Origin of the sequence: Janthinobacterium sp. LM6, from assembly GCF_002002885.1 — a bacterium.
Lineage (GTDB): Bacteria > Pseudomonadota > Gammaproteobacteria > Burkholderiales > Burkholderiaceae_D > Janthinobacterium > Janthinobacterium kumbetense.
The window spans coordinates 691,863-711,316 of the sequence record NZ_CP019510.1 but is presented as its reverse complement, the minus strand read 5'-3'; the positions used below and the strand labels follow the sequence as shown (position 1 = coordinate 711,316).

The window sequence follows — 19,454 nt, the reverse complement described above, 5'->3', positions numbered from 1 at the left end:
CTAGCTGCATCACGCCCGCAGCAGCCCGCCCAGGCGGCGCGCCAGGCCATCCATGCTCTCGGCCGGCACCTGGGCATAACCGAGCAGGAAACCGTTCCAGCACCCCGCATCTCCCGTGCCATGCGCGGACAGGGCCAGCGCCACGATGCCGTCCAGCGCGGCGCTGCGGCTCAGCGCCAGGTCATCCCATGCGCGATCGTGAAAACGCAGCGCCAGGTGCATGCCGGCCGTGCCGCCATGGATGGACGCGCCCGCGCACGCATGGCGCTGCAGCGCCTCGCTCAAGGCGTCGCGGCGCTGGCGATACAGCCGGCGCATGCGCCGCACGTGGCGCGCAAACAGGCCGCTGCGCAGGAACTCGGCCAGCGCCAGCTGTTCCGCCACCCTCCCCCGCGCGGCACCCTGCGCCTGCATCTGCGCGAAGGCCCCGGCCAGCGCGGCCGGCACGACGATAAAGGCGATGCGCAAGGCGGGAAACATGGTCTTGCTGAAGGTCCCCAGGTACACAACGGGCGCGTCGGCCACCAGTCCCTGCATCGCGGCCAGTGGCGGGCCGCCGTGGCGAAATTCGCTGTCGTAATCGTCTTCGATGATCAGGGCGCCGACGGCGCGCGCGCGTTCGAGCAGCGCCATGCGGCGCGCGGGACTGAGCACGCTGCCCGTCGGATACTGGTGTGACGGCGTCGTGTAGATCAGGCGCGGCGGCGTATCGCGCCAGTCGTCATCCGTGGGCGCGATGCCATCCATGTCGACCGCGATACCGGCCACCTGCAAGCCGGCGCCACGGCCCGCCGCCAGCGCGCCGCCATAGCCGGGATGCTCGATCCACAAGGTGTCGCCCTGGTCGGCAAAGGCGCGCAGGCAGACATCGAGGCTGCTTTGCGTGCCATCCGTGATGAACACCTGACCCGCATCGCAGACGACGCCGCGCGCGGCGCGCAAATGCTCGGCGATGGCCATGCGCAGTTGCGGCTCGCCGGCCGGGTCGCCGTAATTGAGCTGGCGCGGCGTCAGCGCGCGCCACGCGCGGTCCAGCATGCGCCGCCACTGCGCCAGTGGAAACGCATCGAGCGCCGGCACGCCAGGCGCAAACGCGCCCATGGCGTCGGCGGGAAACACTACCGATGCATTCACATCCTGTCCCGCCACGCCGCGCAAATGCTGCGCGCGGCGCGACAAGCCGTCCTTGCTCCCGGCCACCGGCACAGCTTCCGGCATGCCGGCGCTGCCAGCGACAACGGTGCCGCGCCGGTCCGGCAAGACAAACCCTTCGCTGGCCAATTGCTCGTAGGCGTACAGCACGGTATTGCGCGCCAGCCCCAGTTCAGCCGCCAGCACGCGCGTGGCGGCCAGCCGCGTGCCGGGCGCCAGCTGCCCGCCGCGGATCGCCGCGCGCAAGCACTCATGCAGCAGGCGCTGGCGCGGCCAGCCCAGCTCGCGGTGCGCGCGCTCGAATGCACTGAGCAGCAAAGCAAAATCCATATACATCCTTCAAGCATGGCTCTAAATTATTTTTCGGTTCTGGATCTTTTTTCAGAGCCAGATGCCGATTATAGTGCGGCCTGCTTCTTCAACCAACGGGACTTCCACGATGACCGCTACCGCCCTGCCCCCCAGCCCCCGTACCCGCGTGCGCCGCGTCGCCGAACTGGCCAGCTACGAACAAGCCACCCTGTACGCCGTCCTCGACGCCGCCTACCTGTGCCATATCGCCTTCCAGGACGAGCAAGGAAACCATTGCATCCCGACCGCCTGCTGGCGCATCGATGGCCACCTGTACATCCACAGCTCGAACGGCAGCCGCATGCTCAAGCAGCTGCTGCGCGATACGGACGTCTGCGTGACGGTGACCCATCTCGATGGCCTGGTACTGGCGCGCTCCGCCTTCAATCACACCATGAACTACCGTTCGGCGATGGTGTACGGGCAGTTTGAAAAAGTCAGCGACATCGGCCAGCAGCATGCGGCCATGGACGCGCTGATGGACAAGCTGGCGCCGGGACGCCTGGCGCACGTGCGTGGCGGCAGCGCCAAGGAATACGCGGCCACCACCGTGCTGCGCATCGCGCTTGACGAATGCGCCGTCAAGCAGCGCAAGGGCGGCCCGCTCGACGATGCGGGCGACATGGCGCACGCCGTCTGGACGGGCGAACTGCCCTTTACGCACGGCCGTGGCGCGGCCATCGCCGATGCGCTCAACACCAGCGACATGCCCGCGTATGCCGCCGCATGGGGTACGGAATCCGCTTGACCGGCCAGCGTGCTTGCCCGATGATCGGCGTTGATGGCGATCGCCACCAATTGACCAACCGATCCAATCACGCATGGAGCATATGATGATGAAGCGAGTATCCCTGGCCGCGGCCCTGACGGCCATGCTGGCCTGTGGCGGCAGCGGCGTGGCACTGGCCGCCAATGCGGGCGACGCGGCACTGAAGGCCGCCATCGCCGGCAGTGCGCGCACGCCGGCCAACGCGCTGCGTGACAGCGCCCGCCACCCGTATGAAACGCTGACGTTTTTCGGCATCAAGCCGAACATGACGGTGGTGGAGCTGGCGCCTGGCGGCGGCTGGTACACGGAAATTCTGGCGCCCTACCTGCGCGACCACGGCAAGCTGATCGCCGCCGGCAACGACCCGCAGTCAAGCAGCGAAGGCGCACGCCGTGGTGCGGCGCGCTTCCAGCAAAAACTCGACGCCAACCCGGCCGCTTTCGGCAAGGTGGAACTCGGCGCCTTCGCGCCCCCAACCACCTACCGCATCGCGCCCAAGGGCAAGGCCGACATGGTGCTCACCTTTCGCAATATCCACAACTGGATACCCATCGGCGACGAGGGCATGAAAACCCTGTTCAAGGAAGTGTATGACAGCCTGAAACCGGGCGGCGTGTTCGGCGTCATCGAGCACCGCCTGCCTGCGAACAAGACGCAGGATGCCACGGCCAGCAGCGGCTACATACACGAAGCGTATGTGATCAAGCTGGCGGAAAACGCCGGTTTCAAACTGGCAGCCAAGTCGGAAATCAACGCCAATCCCAAGGACACGGCGGACCATGAGGGCGGCGTCTGGGCGCTGCCTCCCACCTACGCCAACAAGGAGGTGGAGCGCGCCAAGTACACGGCCATCGGCGAGAGCGACCGCATGACCCTGAAATTCGTCAAGCCATAGCGTAAAAAAGGCCACCTCGCGGTGGCCTTCTGCTTTTACTTCTTGCCTTCCTTCGCCTTCACCGGCACCAGACTCAAGTCCTGGAAGTCATAGCTGAAATCCGTCTCGGCCGACACGGGCGCCATCTTCACGCGGTCGATACTGCCATCGGGATTGAGCGAGAACGTCACGTACGCATCAGCGTTGAAATTGCGCTCTTTCCAGCGCACGATGAAGGTGTCGTGCTGCCAGTGTTCCAGCTCGCCCGTCAGGTCCGGCGTGCGCGTAAAACTGAGGATGTGCTTCTTGCCCTCGGGCTTGATCACGACCTTGCCATACCAGGCATCCTCGTACTCGCCGTCGTACGCCGCCAGCGGCAGCGACGGCTGCGATTTGGCTGCGCGCGCGCTCGACGCCTTGCCCTGCTTCTTGACTTCCTCCGCATGCTGGTCCTGCTCCACCTTGGCCACCAGCGCGAGCCAGTCCGATGGCGCCGCCTGCAGGTAATGGTCGAGGATGCGCCATTGCAGCGCCGTCATGGAACCGCCGTTTTCCGCATTGGTCAGAATGGCCACGCCCAGCTTTGCTTCCGGCACCATCACCACGCGCGAATAAAATCCCTGCAGCGCGCCGCCGTGCATGGCCACTTTCATGCCCTTGTAGTCGCGCAGCTGGAAGCCCAGGCCATATGCGCTGAAATTCGGTTTCGTCGCGGCCAGCGCCGGCTTCGGCTCGGAAATCTTAATCGGCGTTTGCGCCGTCCACATTTCGCGGCCCTGCTTTTCGCTGAACAGGCGCGCATCCTTGCCGTCCCTGTCCTTCACGCCGGCGATCTTGCCACCGTCGAGCAGCACCATCATCCACTTGGCGATATCTTCCGCATTCGTGTTGATGCCGACGGCGCCCACGGCGTTCGGCACGGGCATGGACTTGACGGCGGCGATCTTGCCGTCGATCTTGCTGTGCGCACTGGCGACGTCGGGATTGCCCGCGTTTTCAAGCAGGCTGGTGGTGGTGCCCGTCATGCCCAGCGGCGCCAGGATGCGTTCATGCATGGCCTCGCCCCAGCTTTTTCCCGCCTTGTCGGCGATGATCTTGCCGGCCACGATATACAGCAGGTTATCGTAGGCATAGCTGTTGCGAAAACTCGTGGCCGGGCGGATGTAGCGCAGCTTCTCGATGATCTCGTCGGTGCTGAACGTGGTGGTCGGCCACCACAGCAAGTCGCCCGCGCCCAGTCCCAGGCCGCTGCGGTGCGTCAGCAAATCGCGGATGGTCATGGCACCCGTCACGTAGGAATCGTGCATCTGGAAGCCGGGCAGATGCTTGGTGACGGGATCGTCCCAGGCCAGCTTGCCCTCGTCGACCAGCATGGCCAGTGCGGCGGCCGTGAAGCCCTTCGAGTTCGATGCCACTTCGAACAGGGTCTGCGCGTCGACGGCGGCCGGTTCACCCAGCTTGCGGACGCCAAAGCCCCTGGCGATGATGACCTTGCCATCCTTGACGATGGCGATCGCCATGCCGGGCACGTCGAACACCTTCAGGGCGGTGGCGACGTCGCGCTCAAGATCGAAGGCAGGCGCGGGCGCCGGTGCAGCGGCAACGACGGGGGCGGCGTCAAAGGCCAGCGCCGGCACGGCGATGCTGGAAAACGCCAGCACGATGGCGGCGGCGAGACGGTTCATGGTATGCATGATCAGGATATCCAAAGAAGGTTCAATGCGCTTGCGCGGCCATCAATTTATCGACGCTTTCCTGCGTCACCGGGTGGTAGCGTTCGCGCGCCTGCGCATACACGTCCTTGGCCCAGGCATGGCCTTGCGGCGTATTCATCAAAGCACTGTACAGGGGCACGACGAACTTCTGGCGGCCCACGCTCATGAGGAATGCCTGCAAGGGCTGCCGCACGTCGTAGCCGGCGTTCACGGAGGCCAGGTAGAAGCGGTAAGCCACTTCATTGTTGCCGCTCTTGCCCACGCCGTAGACCTGGTCCAGTTCGCGCATTTGCGCCGCGCTGGCCTTGTTGTTGATGTCGTTCAGGAAGTGCATCGATTCGATGGCGATCCACTTGTCCATGCCCAGGTCCTTCGTCGCCAGCTCCCCCTTGAGCCAGGCGTCGCGATGCTGGTCGAGCAGCACCAGGCGCGGTGAGACGACGCGCTGCGCGCTGGCCGGCACGCCCGTGCCATACAGCCATTCATCGAGTTCCGCTTCCGGCATCACGTCCGGATGCTGCGCCAGCAGGTTCTTGCGCAGGTAGGCGACGAACTGCTCCGTCGTCACGCTCTGGAACGCATGCTGGTCGAACCAGCCGCGCAGGAAGGGATCGAATACGGCGCGACCGGCACGGCGCTCCATGGTGGCCAGGAACCAGGCGCCTTTCGGGTAGATGATGCCATCGTCCGTGTACGTTTCCGCCGGATTGGCGTCCGCGTCGCGCGTGATCAGCGCCGTTTTCGCCGCCGGTAATTCGCGGATCGAGGCGGCCAGTTCTTCCTGGTCGACCTGCACGCCCATCTGCGCCACTTCGCTGCCATACAGCTGTTCGACGATGCGCGTGGTGACGTAGGTGGTAAAGCCTTCGTTGAGCCACATGTGCTTCCACGACGCGTTGGTGACCAGGTTGCCCGACCACGAGTGGGCCAGTTCATGCGCGATCAGGTCGACCAGGCTGCGGTCGCCCGCGATCATGGTCGGTGTGAGGAAGGTCAGGCGCGGGTTTTCCATGCCGCCGTAGGGGAACGATGGCGGCAGCACGATCATGTCATAGCGTCCCCAGCCATATGGGCCATACAGCGCTTCGGCCGCCTGGATCATCTTTTCCGTGTCGGCCAGCTCGTACTCGGCCGCCTTGATGCGCGGCGGCTCGGCATATACGGCGGAACGGGGACCGAGTTTACGCACTTCCAGTTCGCCGATGGCGATGGCCAGCAGGTACGAAGGAATCGGCTGCGGCATCCTGAATTTCCAGCCGCCCTTGCCCGTCGCCTTTTCTTCATTCTCGGCGCTCATCACGACGCGCATGCCCGCTGGCGCATCGATGCGCGCGCTATAGGTAAAACGCACGGCCGGCGTATCCTGCGACGGCACCCACGAACGGGCATTGATGCTTTGCGACTGGCTGAACATGAAGGGCAGCTTGCCCGACATGGTCTGCTGCGGCGTGAGCCACTGCAGCGCGATGGCGTTCGGCGCCGTGTGATAGTAGACGCGCACCTTGCCCGGCTGGCCCGTGGTGGTGATGCGCAGCGCCTGGCCCATTTCCGGGTCGGCCTTGTCCAGCTGGTACGGCGCCATCTGCCACGCGCCGCGCTTGTCCTGTACCTGCACCTTCGCGATCGACAGGTCGCGCGTATCGAGCACCAGGGTGCGCGCCGCCGGATCGATCCAGTTCAAGGACAGCTCGGCATAACCGGAGAGCGTCTTTTGCTTGAAGTCGGCTTTCAGGTCCAGCTGCAGGTCGCGCGTGCGCACCTGGTCGTAGCGCGCGTAGCTGAGGGGATCGGCGTGCGCGGCCAGGGTCACCTGGCAAAGTAGCGCACAGCCCAGCGCGCGCAGGAAGGTCAAAGTTTGCATGGTCGTCTTTTGAATGATTTGCGAAAGCCCCGGTCCGTGTGCGCCGGGGCGTCGCGCAGAATAGCACTTCCGGCGCAGACCTGGCAGAAAAAGCGCCGGACTGGCCGGCGCTGTATCCCTATTTTTCTTCCGGCCTGGCTTCGGCCTTGGCCTCGGGTACCTTCAGCGGCACATTAAAATCCTTCATCAGGTTGTTCTTGTCGCGGTCCTGCTTGAACAGCTCCAGGCGCGATGGCGTGATTTTTCTCGGCCAGGCGTTGTTGCCGATGTCGATGTCGGCCGTCTCCCAGTACGGATCCTGCACCAGCCCCACCATCGGCTCGTCCGTGACGATCACCTTGCTGATCTTGTGCGGCGCATAGCGCCATACTTCGGCCGGTACGCGCTCGACGATCTTCTTGCCGCTTTTCAATTCGATTTCCAGGATCAGCGGCATCACCAGCCCACCGAGATTCGAAAAATCGACCAGGTACAGATGCTTGCCCATGTTGTGCTGTTCCAGCAGCTTTCTCTCCCACGGTTCCAGCGTTTCCTGCTCCTCCGCATAGCTGTTGCGGTCCTTGTTGGTGACCGTGAAGTCATCGTGCTGGTTGTAGAAATCCTTCAGCGCGGGATCGAGGTCGACCTTCTTCGGCAGCGCCTTGTTGCGCTGGTCCGAGATCGATATCGGCTGCGCCGCCTTCTGCGCCTTCTTCCACGCTTTCTCGACTTCCGGATTCTTCGTGCTCACGCCATATTCGCTGATGCCGTCGATGCTGATGTCGACCGCATCGGTGGTATAGAACCAGCCGCGCCAGAACCAGTCCAGGTCGGTGCCGGAAGCGTCTTCCATGGTGCGGAAAAAGTCGGCGGGCGTCGGGCGCTTGAACTTCCAGCGCAAGGCGTACTGCTTGAAGGCGAAGTCGAACAGTTCCCGCCCGAGGATGGTTTCGCGCAGGATGTTGAGCGCCGTGGCAGGCTTGTCGTAGGCGTTCGCCGTGAACTGCAGCAAGGACTCGGAATTGGTCATGATGGGTACCTGGTTCTGGCTGCGCATGTAGTCGACGATCTTGCGCGGCTCGCCATTCCAGGACGGAAAATGCTCTTCCCACGCCTGCTCGGCCAGGTACTGCAGGAAGGAATTGAGGCCCTCGTCCATCCACGTCCACTGGCGCTCGTCCGAGTTGACGATCATGGGAAAATAATTATGGCCCACTTCGTGGATGATCACGCCGATCAGGTCATACTTGGTCGTCTTCGAATACGTGCGTTCCCCCGTCTTCTTGTCCTTCACGGGGCGCCCGCCATTGAACGAGATCATCGGATACTCCATACCGCCCACGGCGCCGTTGACGGAGATCGCGTTCGGATACGGGTAGTCGAAACTGTACTTGTTGTACTGCTCGATCGCGTGCACGACGGCGCGCGTGCTGTACTGCTGCCACAAGGGGTTGCCTTCGTTCGGATAGTACGACATGGCCATCACGCGCTTGCCGCCGCTATTCAAACCTTGCGCATCCCAGATGAACTTGCGGCTCGAGGCCCACGCCGCGTCACGTACATTGGCCGCCTTGAAGTGCCAGGTTTTCATGCCCGTGGCTTTGCCCTTTTCCGCCGTCAGCGCCTCTTCCGGCGTGATCACCAGCAGCGGCGTATCGCTGTTTTTCGCCCGCGCCAGGCGCTCGCGCTGCGCCGCGCTCAACACGGCGGCTGGATTTTGCAGCTCGCCCGTGGCAGCCACCACGTGGTCGCCCGGCACCGTCAGATACAGCTCGTAGTCGCCAAACTCCAGCGTGAATTCACCGGAGCCGAGGAATTGCTTGTGCTGCCAGCCGACGGCGTCGTAATACGCGGCCATGCGCGGAAACCACTGCGCGATCTGGAAAATAGCGTTCTTGTCGTCTTCAAAATATTCATAGCCGGAGCGTTCGACCAGCACCTTCTGGTCATTGATCTGATACGACCAGTCGATGTTGAACGTGATGCTCTGGCCGGGCGCCAGCACCACCGGCAAATCGATACGCAGCATGGTCTGGTTGACCACATACGGCAGCGGCTTGCCACTGGCCCCTTTCACGGCGGTGAGCTTGAAGCCGCCGTCAAATTCGCGGCCCGCATGGATGGCGCGCAAGTCCTCGAATTTCAGCGCCTCCTCTTCGCTGCCACTTAGCCAGGCCTGGCGCGAGGGCGCGCTCAATACGCGGCGCTGGTCGGCATCCTGGCGCAAGCCATTCTGGTCCAGTTGCAGCCACAGATACGCGAGGCTGTCGGGCGAGCGGTTGTGATAGATGATCTGCTCGCTGGCCGTGATGGCACGCCGTGCCTCATCGAGTGTGGCGCGGATCACGTAATCGGCGCGCTGCTGCCAGTAGGCGTGGCCTGGCGCGCCGGACGCCGTGCGGTAAGCATTCGGCGTGGGCAGCAATTCTTCGAGCTGGCGGAACTTGTCGTCGAAGGGCGCCGCGGCGCACAGGCCGGACAAGGGAGCAAACAAGGTCAAACACAAGGCAAGCAAGCGGGCAAGGACCGGCATGGCGCATTCCATCTGGGAGTCGTGGACAGACTGCATTCTAAGTCGAGTCTGTTTGCAAATCGATCATTGTTGTCGAAGTCCCACACACCAGACCGCAGCATCCCGCGCCGGCACTGGCGCCGGCGCGGGCATTGGCGTATGATGCGCCTCGAACATTGGGGAGTAGTCGTCTTGCGGTCCTGCCGCGGGAACCTGTATCAACATAACTGGCCCGCAGGCCATGGTGCAGGTGGTTGTAAAACTTGACGAGACCATTGATCCAGGGCGGCCGCATGGGCCGGAGTCGTCCGCGGATCATTGGTTAATTCGTCCGGCCCGCGTACCTCTTGCAATCTCATGGAAGCATTCCTCATCTCCACCGGCATCGTCGGTCTCGCTGAAATCGGCGACAAAACCCAACTCCTGGCCTTTTTGCTGGCCGCCAAATTCCGCAAGCCCTTGCCCATCGTGCTGGCGATTTTCGTCGCCACCATCGCCAATCACGCGTTCGCCGCCGCCGTCGGCGCCTGGATCACCAGCATGCTGGGGCCCGACGTGCTGCGCTGGGTGCTGGGCGTCTCCTTTTTGGCCATGGCCGCCTGGACCCTGATCCCCGACAAGCTCGATGAAGACGAAACCAAATTGACCAAGTATGGCGTCTTCCTGACCACCCTGATCGCCTTCTTCATGGCGGAAATGGGTGACAAGACGCAGGTCGCCACGGTGGCGTTGGCGGCGCGCTACCACGACATTGTTTCCGTCGTGCTGGGCACCACCTTCGGCATGATGCTGGCCAACGTGCCGGCCGTCTACCTGGGCGACAGGATCGCCAACCGCGTCCCGCTGCGCCTCGTGCACGGCATCGCGGCGCTGGTCTTTGCCGTGCTGGGCGTGGCCACCCTGCTGGGCGCGGGCGCGGCCCTGGGGTTTTGACTCAGCCCTAAATAATTTCCCATTTACAATGTTCATGTCTATAATTACAATATCACCGACATGAACACTGGCGCGGCACCACCTGGTGGTCACCGCGCTTTCTTGAGGATTCTATGCATTTGAATGGAAAAATGGCGGCGCTGTGCATGGCCGCCTGCGCAAGCCAGTTGCCCGCTGCCACGGCGGCACCTACGCCCCCTCAGTCAGCAACGCAATCCGAGCCCGCAGTACGCACGCGCGACCTGCTGTTGCTGGGCACCGGGCTGATCCTGCTGCTTGGCAGGCGCCGGCCCGAATACGATACGTGGCAGGTACGGCGGCAAGATTAAACCAGCAGTAGCACCGCGTACTCGCGGCCCTCGTCGCGCAGGGCGATGCTGTTGCCCCCCTGCGCCACGCCATCGAGCGACAATCCCGCAGGCCGTCCCTGCGCCTGCTCCACCGTGATGGCATAGCTGCTGGCGCCGAAGCGGTAATGCAACTTGAAGCTGTCCCACTCGGCCGGCATGGCCGGCGCCACGCGCAGCACGTCCGCTTCGCGCGTCAAACCGAGCAGAGATTCGACGATCAGCCGGTACAGCCAGCCCGACGATCCCGTGTACCAGCTCCAGCCGCCCCGTCCCACGTGGGGTGCCACGGCATACACGTCGGCCGTCACCACGTAGGGCTCGACCTTGTAGCGCTGCACCGCCTGCGCGTCAACGCCGTGGCGCACGGGATTGATCATGCGCAGCAGTTCCCACGCCTTGTCGCCGTCGCCCAGGCGGGCAAACGCCATTGCCGTCCAGATGGCCGCATGCGTGTATTGGCCGCCGTTCTCGCGCACGCCCGGCACATAGCCGCGAATATAGCCGGGATTCAGGCTGGATTTATCGAACGGCGGATCGAGCAGCTGGATCACACCCGAATCGCGGCGCACCAGGCGTGCATCGACCTGGCGCATGGCGCCGGCGACCCGTTCCCTGTCGGCCGCGCCCGACAGTACACCCCAGCTCTGCGAAATCGAATCGATCTGGCATTCCTCGTTCGTGTGCGAGCCGAGTGGCGTGCCGTCGTCGAAATAGGCGCGCCGGTACCATTCGCCATCCCACGCATGTTCCTCGACGCTGGCCGCCAGCTTCACGGCTTCATCGCGACAGAACTGGGCAAACGGCGCATCGCCGCGCAGCACGGCCACTTCGGCGAAACGCTGCAGCACTTCGTACAGGAAGAAGGCCAGCCACACGCTCTCGCCCTTGCCATGTTCGCCCACCTTGTCCATGCCGTCATTCCAGTCGCAGGAGCCGATCAGCGGCAAGCCGTGCACGCCCAGACGCAAGCCGTGGCGGATGGCGCGCACGCAGTGTTCGTACAGGTCCGCCGACTCGCCCGAGCGCACGGGCAAGTCGTAATACGAATCCTCTTCCGGCTTGACGGCGCGCCCCTCGATGAAGGGCGCCACTTCCGACAGCACGTTGACGTCGCCCGTGGCGATCACGTAGCGGCAGGCAGCCAGCGGCAGCCACAGATAGTCGTCGGAACAGTGTGTGCGCACGCCCCGGTCCGACGGCGGATGCCACCAGTGCTGCACGTCGCCCTCGACAAACTGGTGCGCCGCGCACAGCAGCAAGTGCTTGCGCAGCAGCTGCGGCGCCGTGTGGATCATGGCCATCGCATCTTGCAGCTGGTCGCGGAAACCGTAGGCGCCACCCGACTGGTAATAGCCGCTGCGTGCCCACAACCGGCAGGCGATGGTCTGGTACATCAGCCAGCCATTGGCGATCACATCGAGCGATGGATCGGGCGTCTCGATGCGCACGGCCCCCAGGGTGCTTTCCCAGTGCGCCCGCACGGCGTCGAGCGCCATGCGAGCCTCTTCCTTGCCCGCATGGCGCTGCACCATGGTGCTGGCATCCGCATTGCGGCGCCCGCCCACGCCGAGCAGAAAGACGATTTCGCGCTCCTGCCCCGGCTGCAGTTCAAATGGCACCTGGATCGCCGCGCACGGATCCAATCCCGTGCCCGCCTTGCCGGACAGGCGTACACGGCGCAAGGCGGCTGGCTGCGCCAGACTGCCGTTGCGGCCGATGAATTCATTGCGGTCACAAGTGATGGAACGGATGCTGGCGTCCGTATTGAAAAAGCCGACCCGGCCCGAAAACTCCGTGTTGTAGTTATTGCGCGCAAACAGGGCGCCGCTGATCGTGTCGACTTCGGTGGCCACGTGCATGCCGGACTTGGCGCGCAGGTCGGCCATCACCCATTCCACATAGCCCGTAACGGACAGGCGGCGCGGCACGCCGCTGTCGTTGCGTACTTTGATCACCGAGTATTTGATGGCCGCATCGAGCGCCACATAGGTGCACAATTCGGTAGCGATGCCACCTTCGCTGTGCTCAAACACGCTGTAGCCGAAACCGTGGCGCGTCACGTAGTCGCCGCTGCCCCGCGCCGGCAGGGACGAGGGCGACCAAAACTTGCCACTCTGCTCATCGCGCACGTAAAACGCTTCGCCGGACAGGTCGGAGACGGGGTCGTTCTGCCATGGCGTGAGGCGAAATTCATGCGCATTTTCGCTCCACGTATACGCCTGGCCGGCTTCGGACACCACCGTGCCGAATTGCGGATTGGCGAGCACGTTCGACCAGGGCGCCGGCGTCTGTTTATTCTCTCCCGTGGTGATCACATACTCTCGCCCGTCGGGCGTGAAACCGCCCAGGCCATTTTCCAGGATCAGCTCGCGCCTTGGCGCCCGGTGCGGCACGCCGCCGTGGTCGCGGGCCGGGTCCTGCAACAGCGGCGGCATGCGCAGCACGGGACTCGGCGGACGCTTGACCTGCTCGGCCAGGGTGCCGCGCAGGTCGCTGATGATGGCGCGCGCCACCGATTGCAGCAAGATGCGGTCTTCATTTGCGATCTGTTCGGCCAGGCGCACGAAGATGCCGCCCGGGCGGTCGATCGCCTGCGCATCGATGCCCGAGGCGATCAGGCCCATGATCTGGTCGTGCAGCAGCTGGCGGTAGCCCGACTGCTCTTCATACCAGATCACCAGGTCCACCACCAGCCCTTTCAGGCGCCAGTAGGCATGCGCCTGCACCATCTGGCGCGCCAGTTCGATATTGGCCGAATCCCGTATCTGCAGCAGCACGATGGGCAAGTCGCCGGAAATGGCATACGCCCATAGGCCGGACTGGCCGCGCTGGTTCTTGATCAGGATGCTGGCCTCGGCGCGCAGGGCCGCATTCGGATAAATCACGGCATTGGCCAGGCGCGCATACAGCTGCGCGTCCGCTTCGCTGGCATTCAACTGGCGCAGCACCACCTGGCTGTGCGTCCAGGCCAGTTCGAACACCCGATCGGCCAGGTGGCGGTCCTGGTATTTGTCGATCAGGTGCAGGGCCGCGTCGCGCTGCTCGACCATGCCCGTCACGCTGTCGACCGTCACAGCCTGGTCGGGAGCCAGCGTGATGACGTAGCGGATCGCCACGATGGGGTCGAGTACGGAACCGTGTCCACCACTTAGCGGCCCGCTTTCCTGCAGCGCCTGCGGCAGTTGCGCCGTGTTGCCGCGGCCGATGAAGCGCGCACGGTCCGTCTCGAACGAGACTTCGTAGCGCTCGATATCGTGCACGGTCATCACATGCAGCAGCCACGGCATCTGCTCATCCTTCGAGCGAGGCCGGCGCGTGCATAAAATCGCCTTTTCATGCGCTAGGATTTCCGTCTGCACGAACAGCTTGCTGAACGCGGGATGGGCCGCATCGGCCGCCGCCGGCGCCATCACCACTTCGGCAAAGCTGGTGATCTCGATGCGCCGCTGGCGGTTCGAATTATTGCTGATGCGCGTGCGGCGGATTTCAATGTCGTCCTCGGGCGAGACGACGATTTCCGTGTACAGATCCAGGCCATGGTCGGCGCGGCGGAACTCCGCCCGTCCTTCCGAAAAAATCACCTCGTATTTCTTCGGTTCGGCCAGGGTCGGCTGGTACATGGTGGACCAGACGGCGCCGTCGTCAAGGTCGCGCAGATAGCAGAAATTGCCCCAGTTATCGCGCGTGCTGTCCTCGCGCCAGCGCGTCACGGACAGGTCTTTCCAGCGGCTGTAGCTGCCGCCCGCATTGCTCACCATGACGTGGTAGCGGCCATTCGACAGCAGCTGCGTTTCGGGCACGGCGCTGTTGGCTTGCGTGAGGATGCGCATCGGCATGGCCTGTTCGGGGACGCCGCTGCGCAGCACCGCCAGTTCGGCCGTGTTCGAGTAAAATGCGCCGGCCTGCGGCGTGCGTTCCTGCAGCACCAGCAAGGCCGATTGCAGCAGCGGATCGGACTCGAAACGGCGCTGCATCGGGCGGTCGTGCAGCAGGTAGCTGAGGGCCAGGAAACCCATGCCCTGGTGGTGCACCATGAAGGAGCGGATGATGGCGCTGCCCTGCCCGCGCGGCAGGCGCGCCGTGGTGAAATCGATGGCCTCGAAGAAGCCGTATCGGCCCATGTAGCCGGCCGCCTGCATGCGCTGCAGGTTCTGGCACGACGCCTCCGGCTGCACCATCAGGCCCATCATGCTGGCGTACGGCGCCACCACCAGGTCGTCGGCCAGGCCCCGCTTCAAGCCCAGCCCAGGCACGCCAAACGCGCGGTACTGGTAATTCAGACTGGCGTCGACCGTGTTGTAGCCGGACTCGGAAATCCCCCACGGCACATCGCGCTGGCGTCCGTAATCGATCTGCGCCTCGATGACGGAGTGGTACGTCTGGTCGAGCAGGGTGTTCGGATAATTCGGCATCACCAGCAGCGGCATCAGGTACTCGAACATCGAGCCGCTCCACGACAGCAGCACGGGCTGGCCCGCCACCATGCACAGCTGGCGGCCCAGGGCGAACCAGTGCTCCTGCGGCAGCTGCCCCTGGGCGATGGCGATGAAGCTGGCCAGGCGCACTTCGGAGGCCAGCAAATCGTAGTAGCTGGGGTCCAGGCGCCGTTCGCTGACGTTGTAGCCGATGGCCAGCAGTTTGGTCGACGGGTTGTACAGGAAGCCGTATTCGATCTGCGCGAAGTCGCGCGCCTGGCCCGCCGCGTGGGCGATGTCGCGCATGTGGCGGCCCGCCTGGTCGCGGCCCTGCGCCAGCAAGGCAGCTAGCTCGGAAGGCAGGCCTTCCGGTGTTTCCAGGTTCGCCAGTTCACGCAGGGTCGGCACGCGCAGCCACGCCGCATCGACATCCGCCTGCCCCGCCCACGGCGCCAGTTGCAGCAATTCGGCCAGCGCCGCGCGGCACTGACGCGCCAGCGCACCCGCCCACATGGACAGTTCGCCATCCTCGCTTTGCAGGGTCAGCGACAGCAGCGCGTCGGCCGCGCCATTCACCACGCCCAGGTAGGCATGCCATTCGACCAGGGTGGCGGGATTTGCCGCTGCCTGCAGCAGGCTCATGCTGTCGCGCATGGCCTTGCCCTCGCCTTCGGCGGCGATGAATTCCTGCAGCACCTGTGCCGTCGTGCGGATGCCCTGCACCACCTGCGCGCCGATGATGGGCGCGTCGTACAGTTCCACCAGTCCCGGCTGCAAGGTCAGCAGATGGCCGGCCAGGTTGCCGCTGTCGACCGTCGAGATGTACATCGGTTGCAGCGCCTTGAGCGTTTGCGTGTCGTACCAGTTATAGAAGTGGCCCTGGAAGCGTTCCAGTTCGCCCATGCTGTGCAGGGTGGCGCGGCTGCGCTCGATCAGCTGGCCCAGGGTGAGATAACCGAAATCGTAGGCCGTCAGATTGGCCAGCAGCGCCAGGCCGATATTCGTCGGCGAGGTGCGGTGCGCCACCACCAGGTTCGGATGCTCCTGCATGTTATCGGGCGGCAGCCAGTGATCATCGGGACCGACGAAGGTATCGAAGTACGCCCAGGTCTTGCGCGCCACGCCGTGCAGGAAACGACCCTGCTCGGCCGACAGGCGCGCCACGGCCCGCTCGATGGGGCGGCTGATCCACCAGGCGATGGCAGGTGCGACGAGCCACAACAGCAGTACCACGGCGGCGGCCGGCAAGGCTTGCGGGCGCCAGGCCAGCAAGGCGCCGAAGGCGGCCAGCGCCAGCGCGGGCGAGCACCACATGGCGCGCCAGCTGTCGGCCTGCGAGCCGGAAGAATTGTGCAAATTCGAGGCCCGCCAGTCGAGCAAGTGCTTGTGCGACACGCCCAGGCGCCACAGGGTGCGCACGATGGCGTCCAGGCTGATCCACGCTTCGTACGGCAGGAAGACGAGGGTCAGCATGGCGTGCGAAAACTGCACGCCGCAGCGCCGCTCGAAGGCGGCCAGATGCTGGCGCCACAGGGTATCGCGCGGTTTGCGCAGCAAATCGTACAAGGCGGAAAACACGGGCGGCAGGAAGATGATGGCCAGGACCGCTGCGCTCCAGAAGGCCACGTGCGGCAAAAAGCCCCACGCCAGCAACAGGGACAAGGTGGTAGCTGGCGCCACGACGCTGCGGCGCAGGTTGTCGAACAGCTTCCAGCGCGACAGCATCGATAGGGGATTGCGTTCGCGCTTGCCGGCGCGGCCCGGCACCCGGCCCAGCAGCCAGCCAAGCAGCTGCCAGTCACCGCGTATCCAGCGCTGGCGGCGGCTGACGTCGGCGTCATAGCGGGCCGGGTATTCCTCGTACAGTTGCGAATCGCTGAGCAGGCCGGCGCGCAGGTAGCAGCCTTCCAATAAATCGTGGCTGAGGATTTTATTGTCGGGCAGGCGCTGGCCCAGCACGCGCTCGAACATGTCGAGGTCATAGATGCCCTTGCCGATGAAGGAGCCTTCATAAAACACGTCCTGGTACAGGTCCGACACGGTGCGCGTGTAAGGATCGATGCCCGGCTCGCCACCGCACAGCAGCTCGTAGCGCGACGCATTCGCGCTGGGCAGCGCCACGGCCACGCGCGGCTGCAGGATGCCGTAACCGGCCACCACGCGCGTGCCGGCCGCGTCCAGCACGGGACGGTTCAGCGGGTGCATCATGGTGGCGATGAATTCGCGCGCCGCATCGCGCGGCAACTGCGTATCCGTATCGAGCGTGATCACGTATTTGATCGTGCGCAGGCCGCGCAACTCGCCTTCCACCAGCGAGAATCTGTCGCGCGCGCCGCCGCGCAAGAACGCGTGCAGATCGGACAATTTGCCACGCTTGCGCTCCTGTCCCATCCACGCATTCTGCTGCGAATTCCACAGGCGCGGACGGTGCAGCAGCAGGAACGGCCCCACATGGCCTAGCTCTTCGTGGTCGGCCGGATCGCCGTTTTCCTTGAACGCGACACCCTCCACGCGGTATTTCTCGTTCAGGCCGCGGATGATGTCCTGCGCCTGGCGCAGCAGGGCGTCGTCGCCCGGCATCGCTTGCGCCTGCGCGTCGACAAAGTCCGTCAGCAGGCAAAAGCGCAGGTTCGGGTCGCGGTTGGCCAGATAACGCACTTCCAGCGCCTCGCACAGGGCCGCCACGTTGTCCTGGCTATAGATCAGGGTCGGCACCACGACGATGCCGCGCGCATCCGACGGAATGCCAGCCTTGTAATCCATGCGCGGCAGCGGATGCGGCGACGTCATCAGGGTCGCCAGCCAGTTCACCACGGCCACGGCCAGCTGGCTGCTGCCCAGCAGCGCCAGCGCACCCAGCGCCGCCAGGGGCCAGCCTTGCACGCCATGGCGCACGGCGCGCTCAAGCAGCAAGGCGCTCGTCGCCAGGGTCAGGAACGAGATCGCGCCCAGATAGACGGCCAGCGGCGCCGCGCGCGCCGTATGCTGCAGCGCCTCGATGAAGGGCAGCTTCGCGCCGGCCTGTTTTTCCAGCACCAGCACGCCGCGCCCCACCAGGTAAAAGCCGATGTGGCCGCGGCGCGCGTCATTGCCGTTGCCGTGCGTGTGCGCCAGCTGCACCACCATCTCGGCCACCTCCACTTCGCTGCGCGCGCTGCGCCTGGCGATGCGTTCGATGGCGTGGCGGTAGCTGTCGCGCGTGGCGAAATCCATCAAGCCATACGTGCCGGCCGGATCGAGGCGCAAGGTTTGCTCGACCACGCTCATGGTCTCGACGAATTCCTGCCAATCCATGGTGCCGAGAAAACGCAGGCTGCCGATGCTGTTGGCGATCGATACCTGGTCGGCCGCCTGTTGCCCGATTTCGGCCTGAATCTGCTGCTCGATGGTGAGGCCCGACTCGGCCAGCTTGTGCGTCAGCCACGACAGCGCCAGGGTCAGTGAGGAACTCTGTCCCTGCAGGCGGCGCGACAGTTCGGCCACGAAGGCGCTGGTGATCGGCGGATTCGAGCGGGCCATGTCGGCCACCAGCAGGATCAAGCCGCTGGGATTGCGTTCGGCGATCTCCGTCATCTGGTCGGCCCAGGTATTGGCCAGGTCGCGCTGCATGCGGTCGTCGGCCACGCGCGCGGCGACGCGGCGCAGGTTTTCGATCAGGGCCAGGCGCAGCATGATGGGCACGGCCCACAGTTCACCCAGGGTCAAGGTGGCCACGTCCTGGTAAGCCTCGACGAAGTGGCACAGGTTTTCCAGGTCGACGCGGCCATCGCCGTGCGAGATGATTTCCAGCGCGATCTTGTACACGCGCGGGCAGCCCGCGTCCGCGCCGGAAGTCAGGCGTGGCAACTCCTTGCTGTAGTTCTTCGGCAGGTGGCGCCGCGTGGTGCGGATCTGCTCTTCGATCAGATAGAAATTATCGAGCAGCCATTCCGAAGCGGGCGTGACCTGGCGCCCGCTTTTGACAGTCGCCGTCAGCTCGTTGACGGTGGCCGTGATCAGGGCCGCATTGTCGGCCAGGCGCGCCAGCAGGCGGTCGCGCCCATGATGCCGTCCCACCGCATGGCCAGCGGCCACGTGCTTGCCGTGGGCCGCCATCTGCATGGCGCTGAATAGTTCGGAACGCAAGGGCAAGGCATCGTCGCGCGCGGCGTCGAAGGTTTCCGGTGCAAGGGAATGGTCGCGGAAGATTTCTTTAACTTTAGAAATCTGTTCCTTGATCTGCTGCGTGACAACTGCTATGTACTCTTTCAACTTGGCCTCGCTAGGTGCGCGCAGGCAGCCGGCGACCGCCGTCACGCTGGCCCAGTCTGGAAGAACACGATCGGACACTGGCGAAGACGGAAAGCGAAGCGCCGGAGCGTTGCGACGAATCTCAGGGTATAGGGAGATTTTCTCAACTTCATCGTAGGGGCGCCCTGCGCGCAAGACCGTGCGCTAGCGTACATACCCGGCGCTTTAGGGGCATGCCGGCAAAGAAATCAGCGAGTGAAACGGAAGAAAGATTCCTGGAGGAAATGAATAGAGGGAAAGGAGTAGCGGCACC

The 19,454-nt window shown here is 64.5% G+C and carries 8 protein-coding genes and 1 riboswitch; of the genes, 3 read left to right on the top strand and 5 right to left on the bottom strand.

Features of this window, described 5'->3' with window-relative positions; translation table 11 throughout:
* Window positions 1–9 precede the first annotated feature (9 nt).
* Entirely contained in the window at window positions 10–1,482 is a 1,473-nt protein-coding gene (locus BZG29_RS03070; RefSeq protein WP_077398809.1) for a PLP-dependent aminotransferase family protein, read from the bottom strand.
* A 109-nt stretch (window positions 1,483–1,591) separates the two neighbouring features.
* Here BZG29_RS03070 and BZG29_RS03065 point away from each other — a divergent pair, with 109 nt between their 5' ends.
* The gene (locus tag BZG29_RS03065; protein WP_077398807.1) at window positions 1,592–2,251 is read left to right on the top strand and encodes a pyridoxamine 5'-phosphate oxidase family protein; all 660 of its coding nucleotides are present in this window, start codon (window positions 1,592–1,594) and stop codon (window positions 2,249–2,251) included.
* Window positions 2,252–2,339: 88 nt separating this feature from the next.
* Window positions 2,340–3,167 carry a class I SAM-dependent methyltransferase gene (locus tag BZG29_RS03060; RefSeq protein WP_171985128.1) on the top strand — a complete coding sequence of 276 codons (828 nt, stop codon included), beginning with the start codon at window positions 2,340–2,342 and terminating at the stop codon, window positions 3,165–3,167.
* Window positions 3,168–3,202: 35 nt separating this feature from the next.
* On the opposite strand, the gene BZG29_RS03055 is transcribed toward BZG29_RS03060, so the two are convergent.
* The 3 genes from BZG29_RS03055 to BZG29_RS03045 all read right to left on the bottom strand — a co-directional run bounded on the left by BZG29_RS03055 (window position 3,203) and on the right by BZG29_RS03045 (window position 9,234).
* Window positions 3,203–4,840 carry a serine hydrolase gene (locus BZG29_RS03055; RefSeq protein ID WP_077408935.1) on the bottom strand — a complete coding sequence of 546 codons (1,638 nt, stop codon included), beginning with the start codon at window positions 4,838–4,840 and terminating at the stop codon, window positions 3,203–3,205.
* Window positions 4,841–4,862: 22 nt separating this feature from the next.
* Window positions 4,863–6,722: a M1 family metallopeptidase gene (locus BZG29_RS03050; RefSeq protein WP_077398805.1), complete on the bottom strand. Its 1,860-nt coding sequence runs from the start codon at window positions 6,720–6,722 to the stop codon at window positions 4,863–4,865.
* 118 nt (window positions 6,723–6,840) lie between these two features.
* On the bottom strand, window positions 6,841–9,234 hold the full coding sequence (locus BZG29_RS03045; RefSeq protein ID WP_077398802.1) for a M1 family aminopeptidase: 2,394 nt from the start codon (window positions 9,232–9,234) through the stop codon (window positions 6,841–6,843).
* Window positions 9,235–9,379: 145 nt separating this feature from the next.
* Window positions 9,380–9,561, top strand: a riboswitch (yybP-ykoY riboswitch).
* A gap of 9 nt (window positions 9,562–9,570) precedes the next feature.
* Here BZG29_RS03045 and BZG29_RS03040 point away from each other — a divergent pair.
* Window positions 9,571–10,146, top strand: a complete 576-nt coding sequence (locus BZG29_RS03040) for a TMEM165/GDT1 family protein (protein WP_077398800.1) — start codon at window positions 9,571–9,573, stop codon at window positions 10,144–10,146.
* A gap of 325 nt (window positions 10,147–10,471) precedes the next feature.
* Here BZG29_RS03040 and BZG29_RS03030 read toward each other — a convergent pair whose 3' ends face one another.
* Window positions 10,472–19,207, bottom strand: a complete 8,736-nt coding sequence (locus BZG29_RS03030; protein ID WP_366928695.1) for a glucoamylase family protein — start codon at window positions 19,205–19,207, stop codon at window positions 10,472–10,474.
* Window positions 19,208–19,454 lie beyond the last annotated feature (247 nt).

Coding starts and splice junctions, on each gene's coding strand:
- BZG29_RS03040 (WP_077398800.1), top strand. CDS start 9,571: ATGGAAGCATTCCTCATCTCCACCGGCATCGTCGGTCTCGCTGAAATC.
- BZG29_RS03065 (WP_077398807.1), top strand. CDS start 1,592: ATGACCGCTACCGCCCTGCCCCCCAGCCCCCGTACCCGCGTGCGCCGC.
- BZG29_RS03070 (WP_077398809.1), bottom strand. CDS start 1,482: ATGGATTTTGCTTTGCTGCTCAGTGCATTCGAGCGCGCGCACCGCGAG.
- BZG29_RS03050 (WP_077398805.1), bottom strand. CDS start 6,722: ATGCAAACTTTGACCTTCCTGCGCGCGCTGGGCTGTGCGCTACTTTGC.
- BZG29_RS03060 (WP_171985128.1), top strand. CDS start 2,340: ATGAAGCGAGTATCCCTGGCCGCGGCCCTGACGGCCATGCTGGCCTGT.
- BZG29_RS03045 (WP_077398802.1), bottom strand. CDS start 9,234: ATGCCGGTCCTTGCCCGCTTGCTTGCCTTGTGTTTGACCTTGTTTGCT.
- BZG29_RS03055 (WP_077408935.1), bottom strand. CDS start 4,840: ATGCATACCATGAACCGTCTCGCCGCCGCCATCGTGCTGGCGTTTTCC.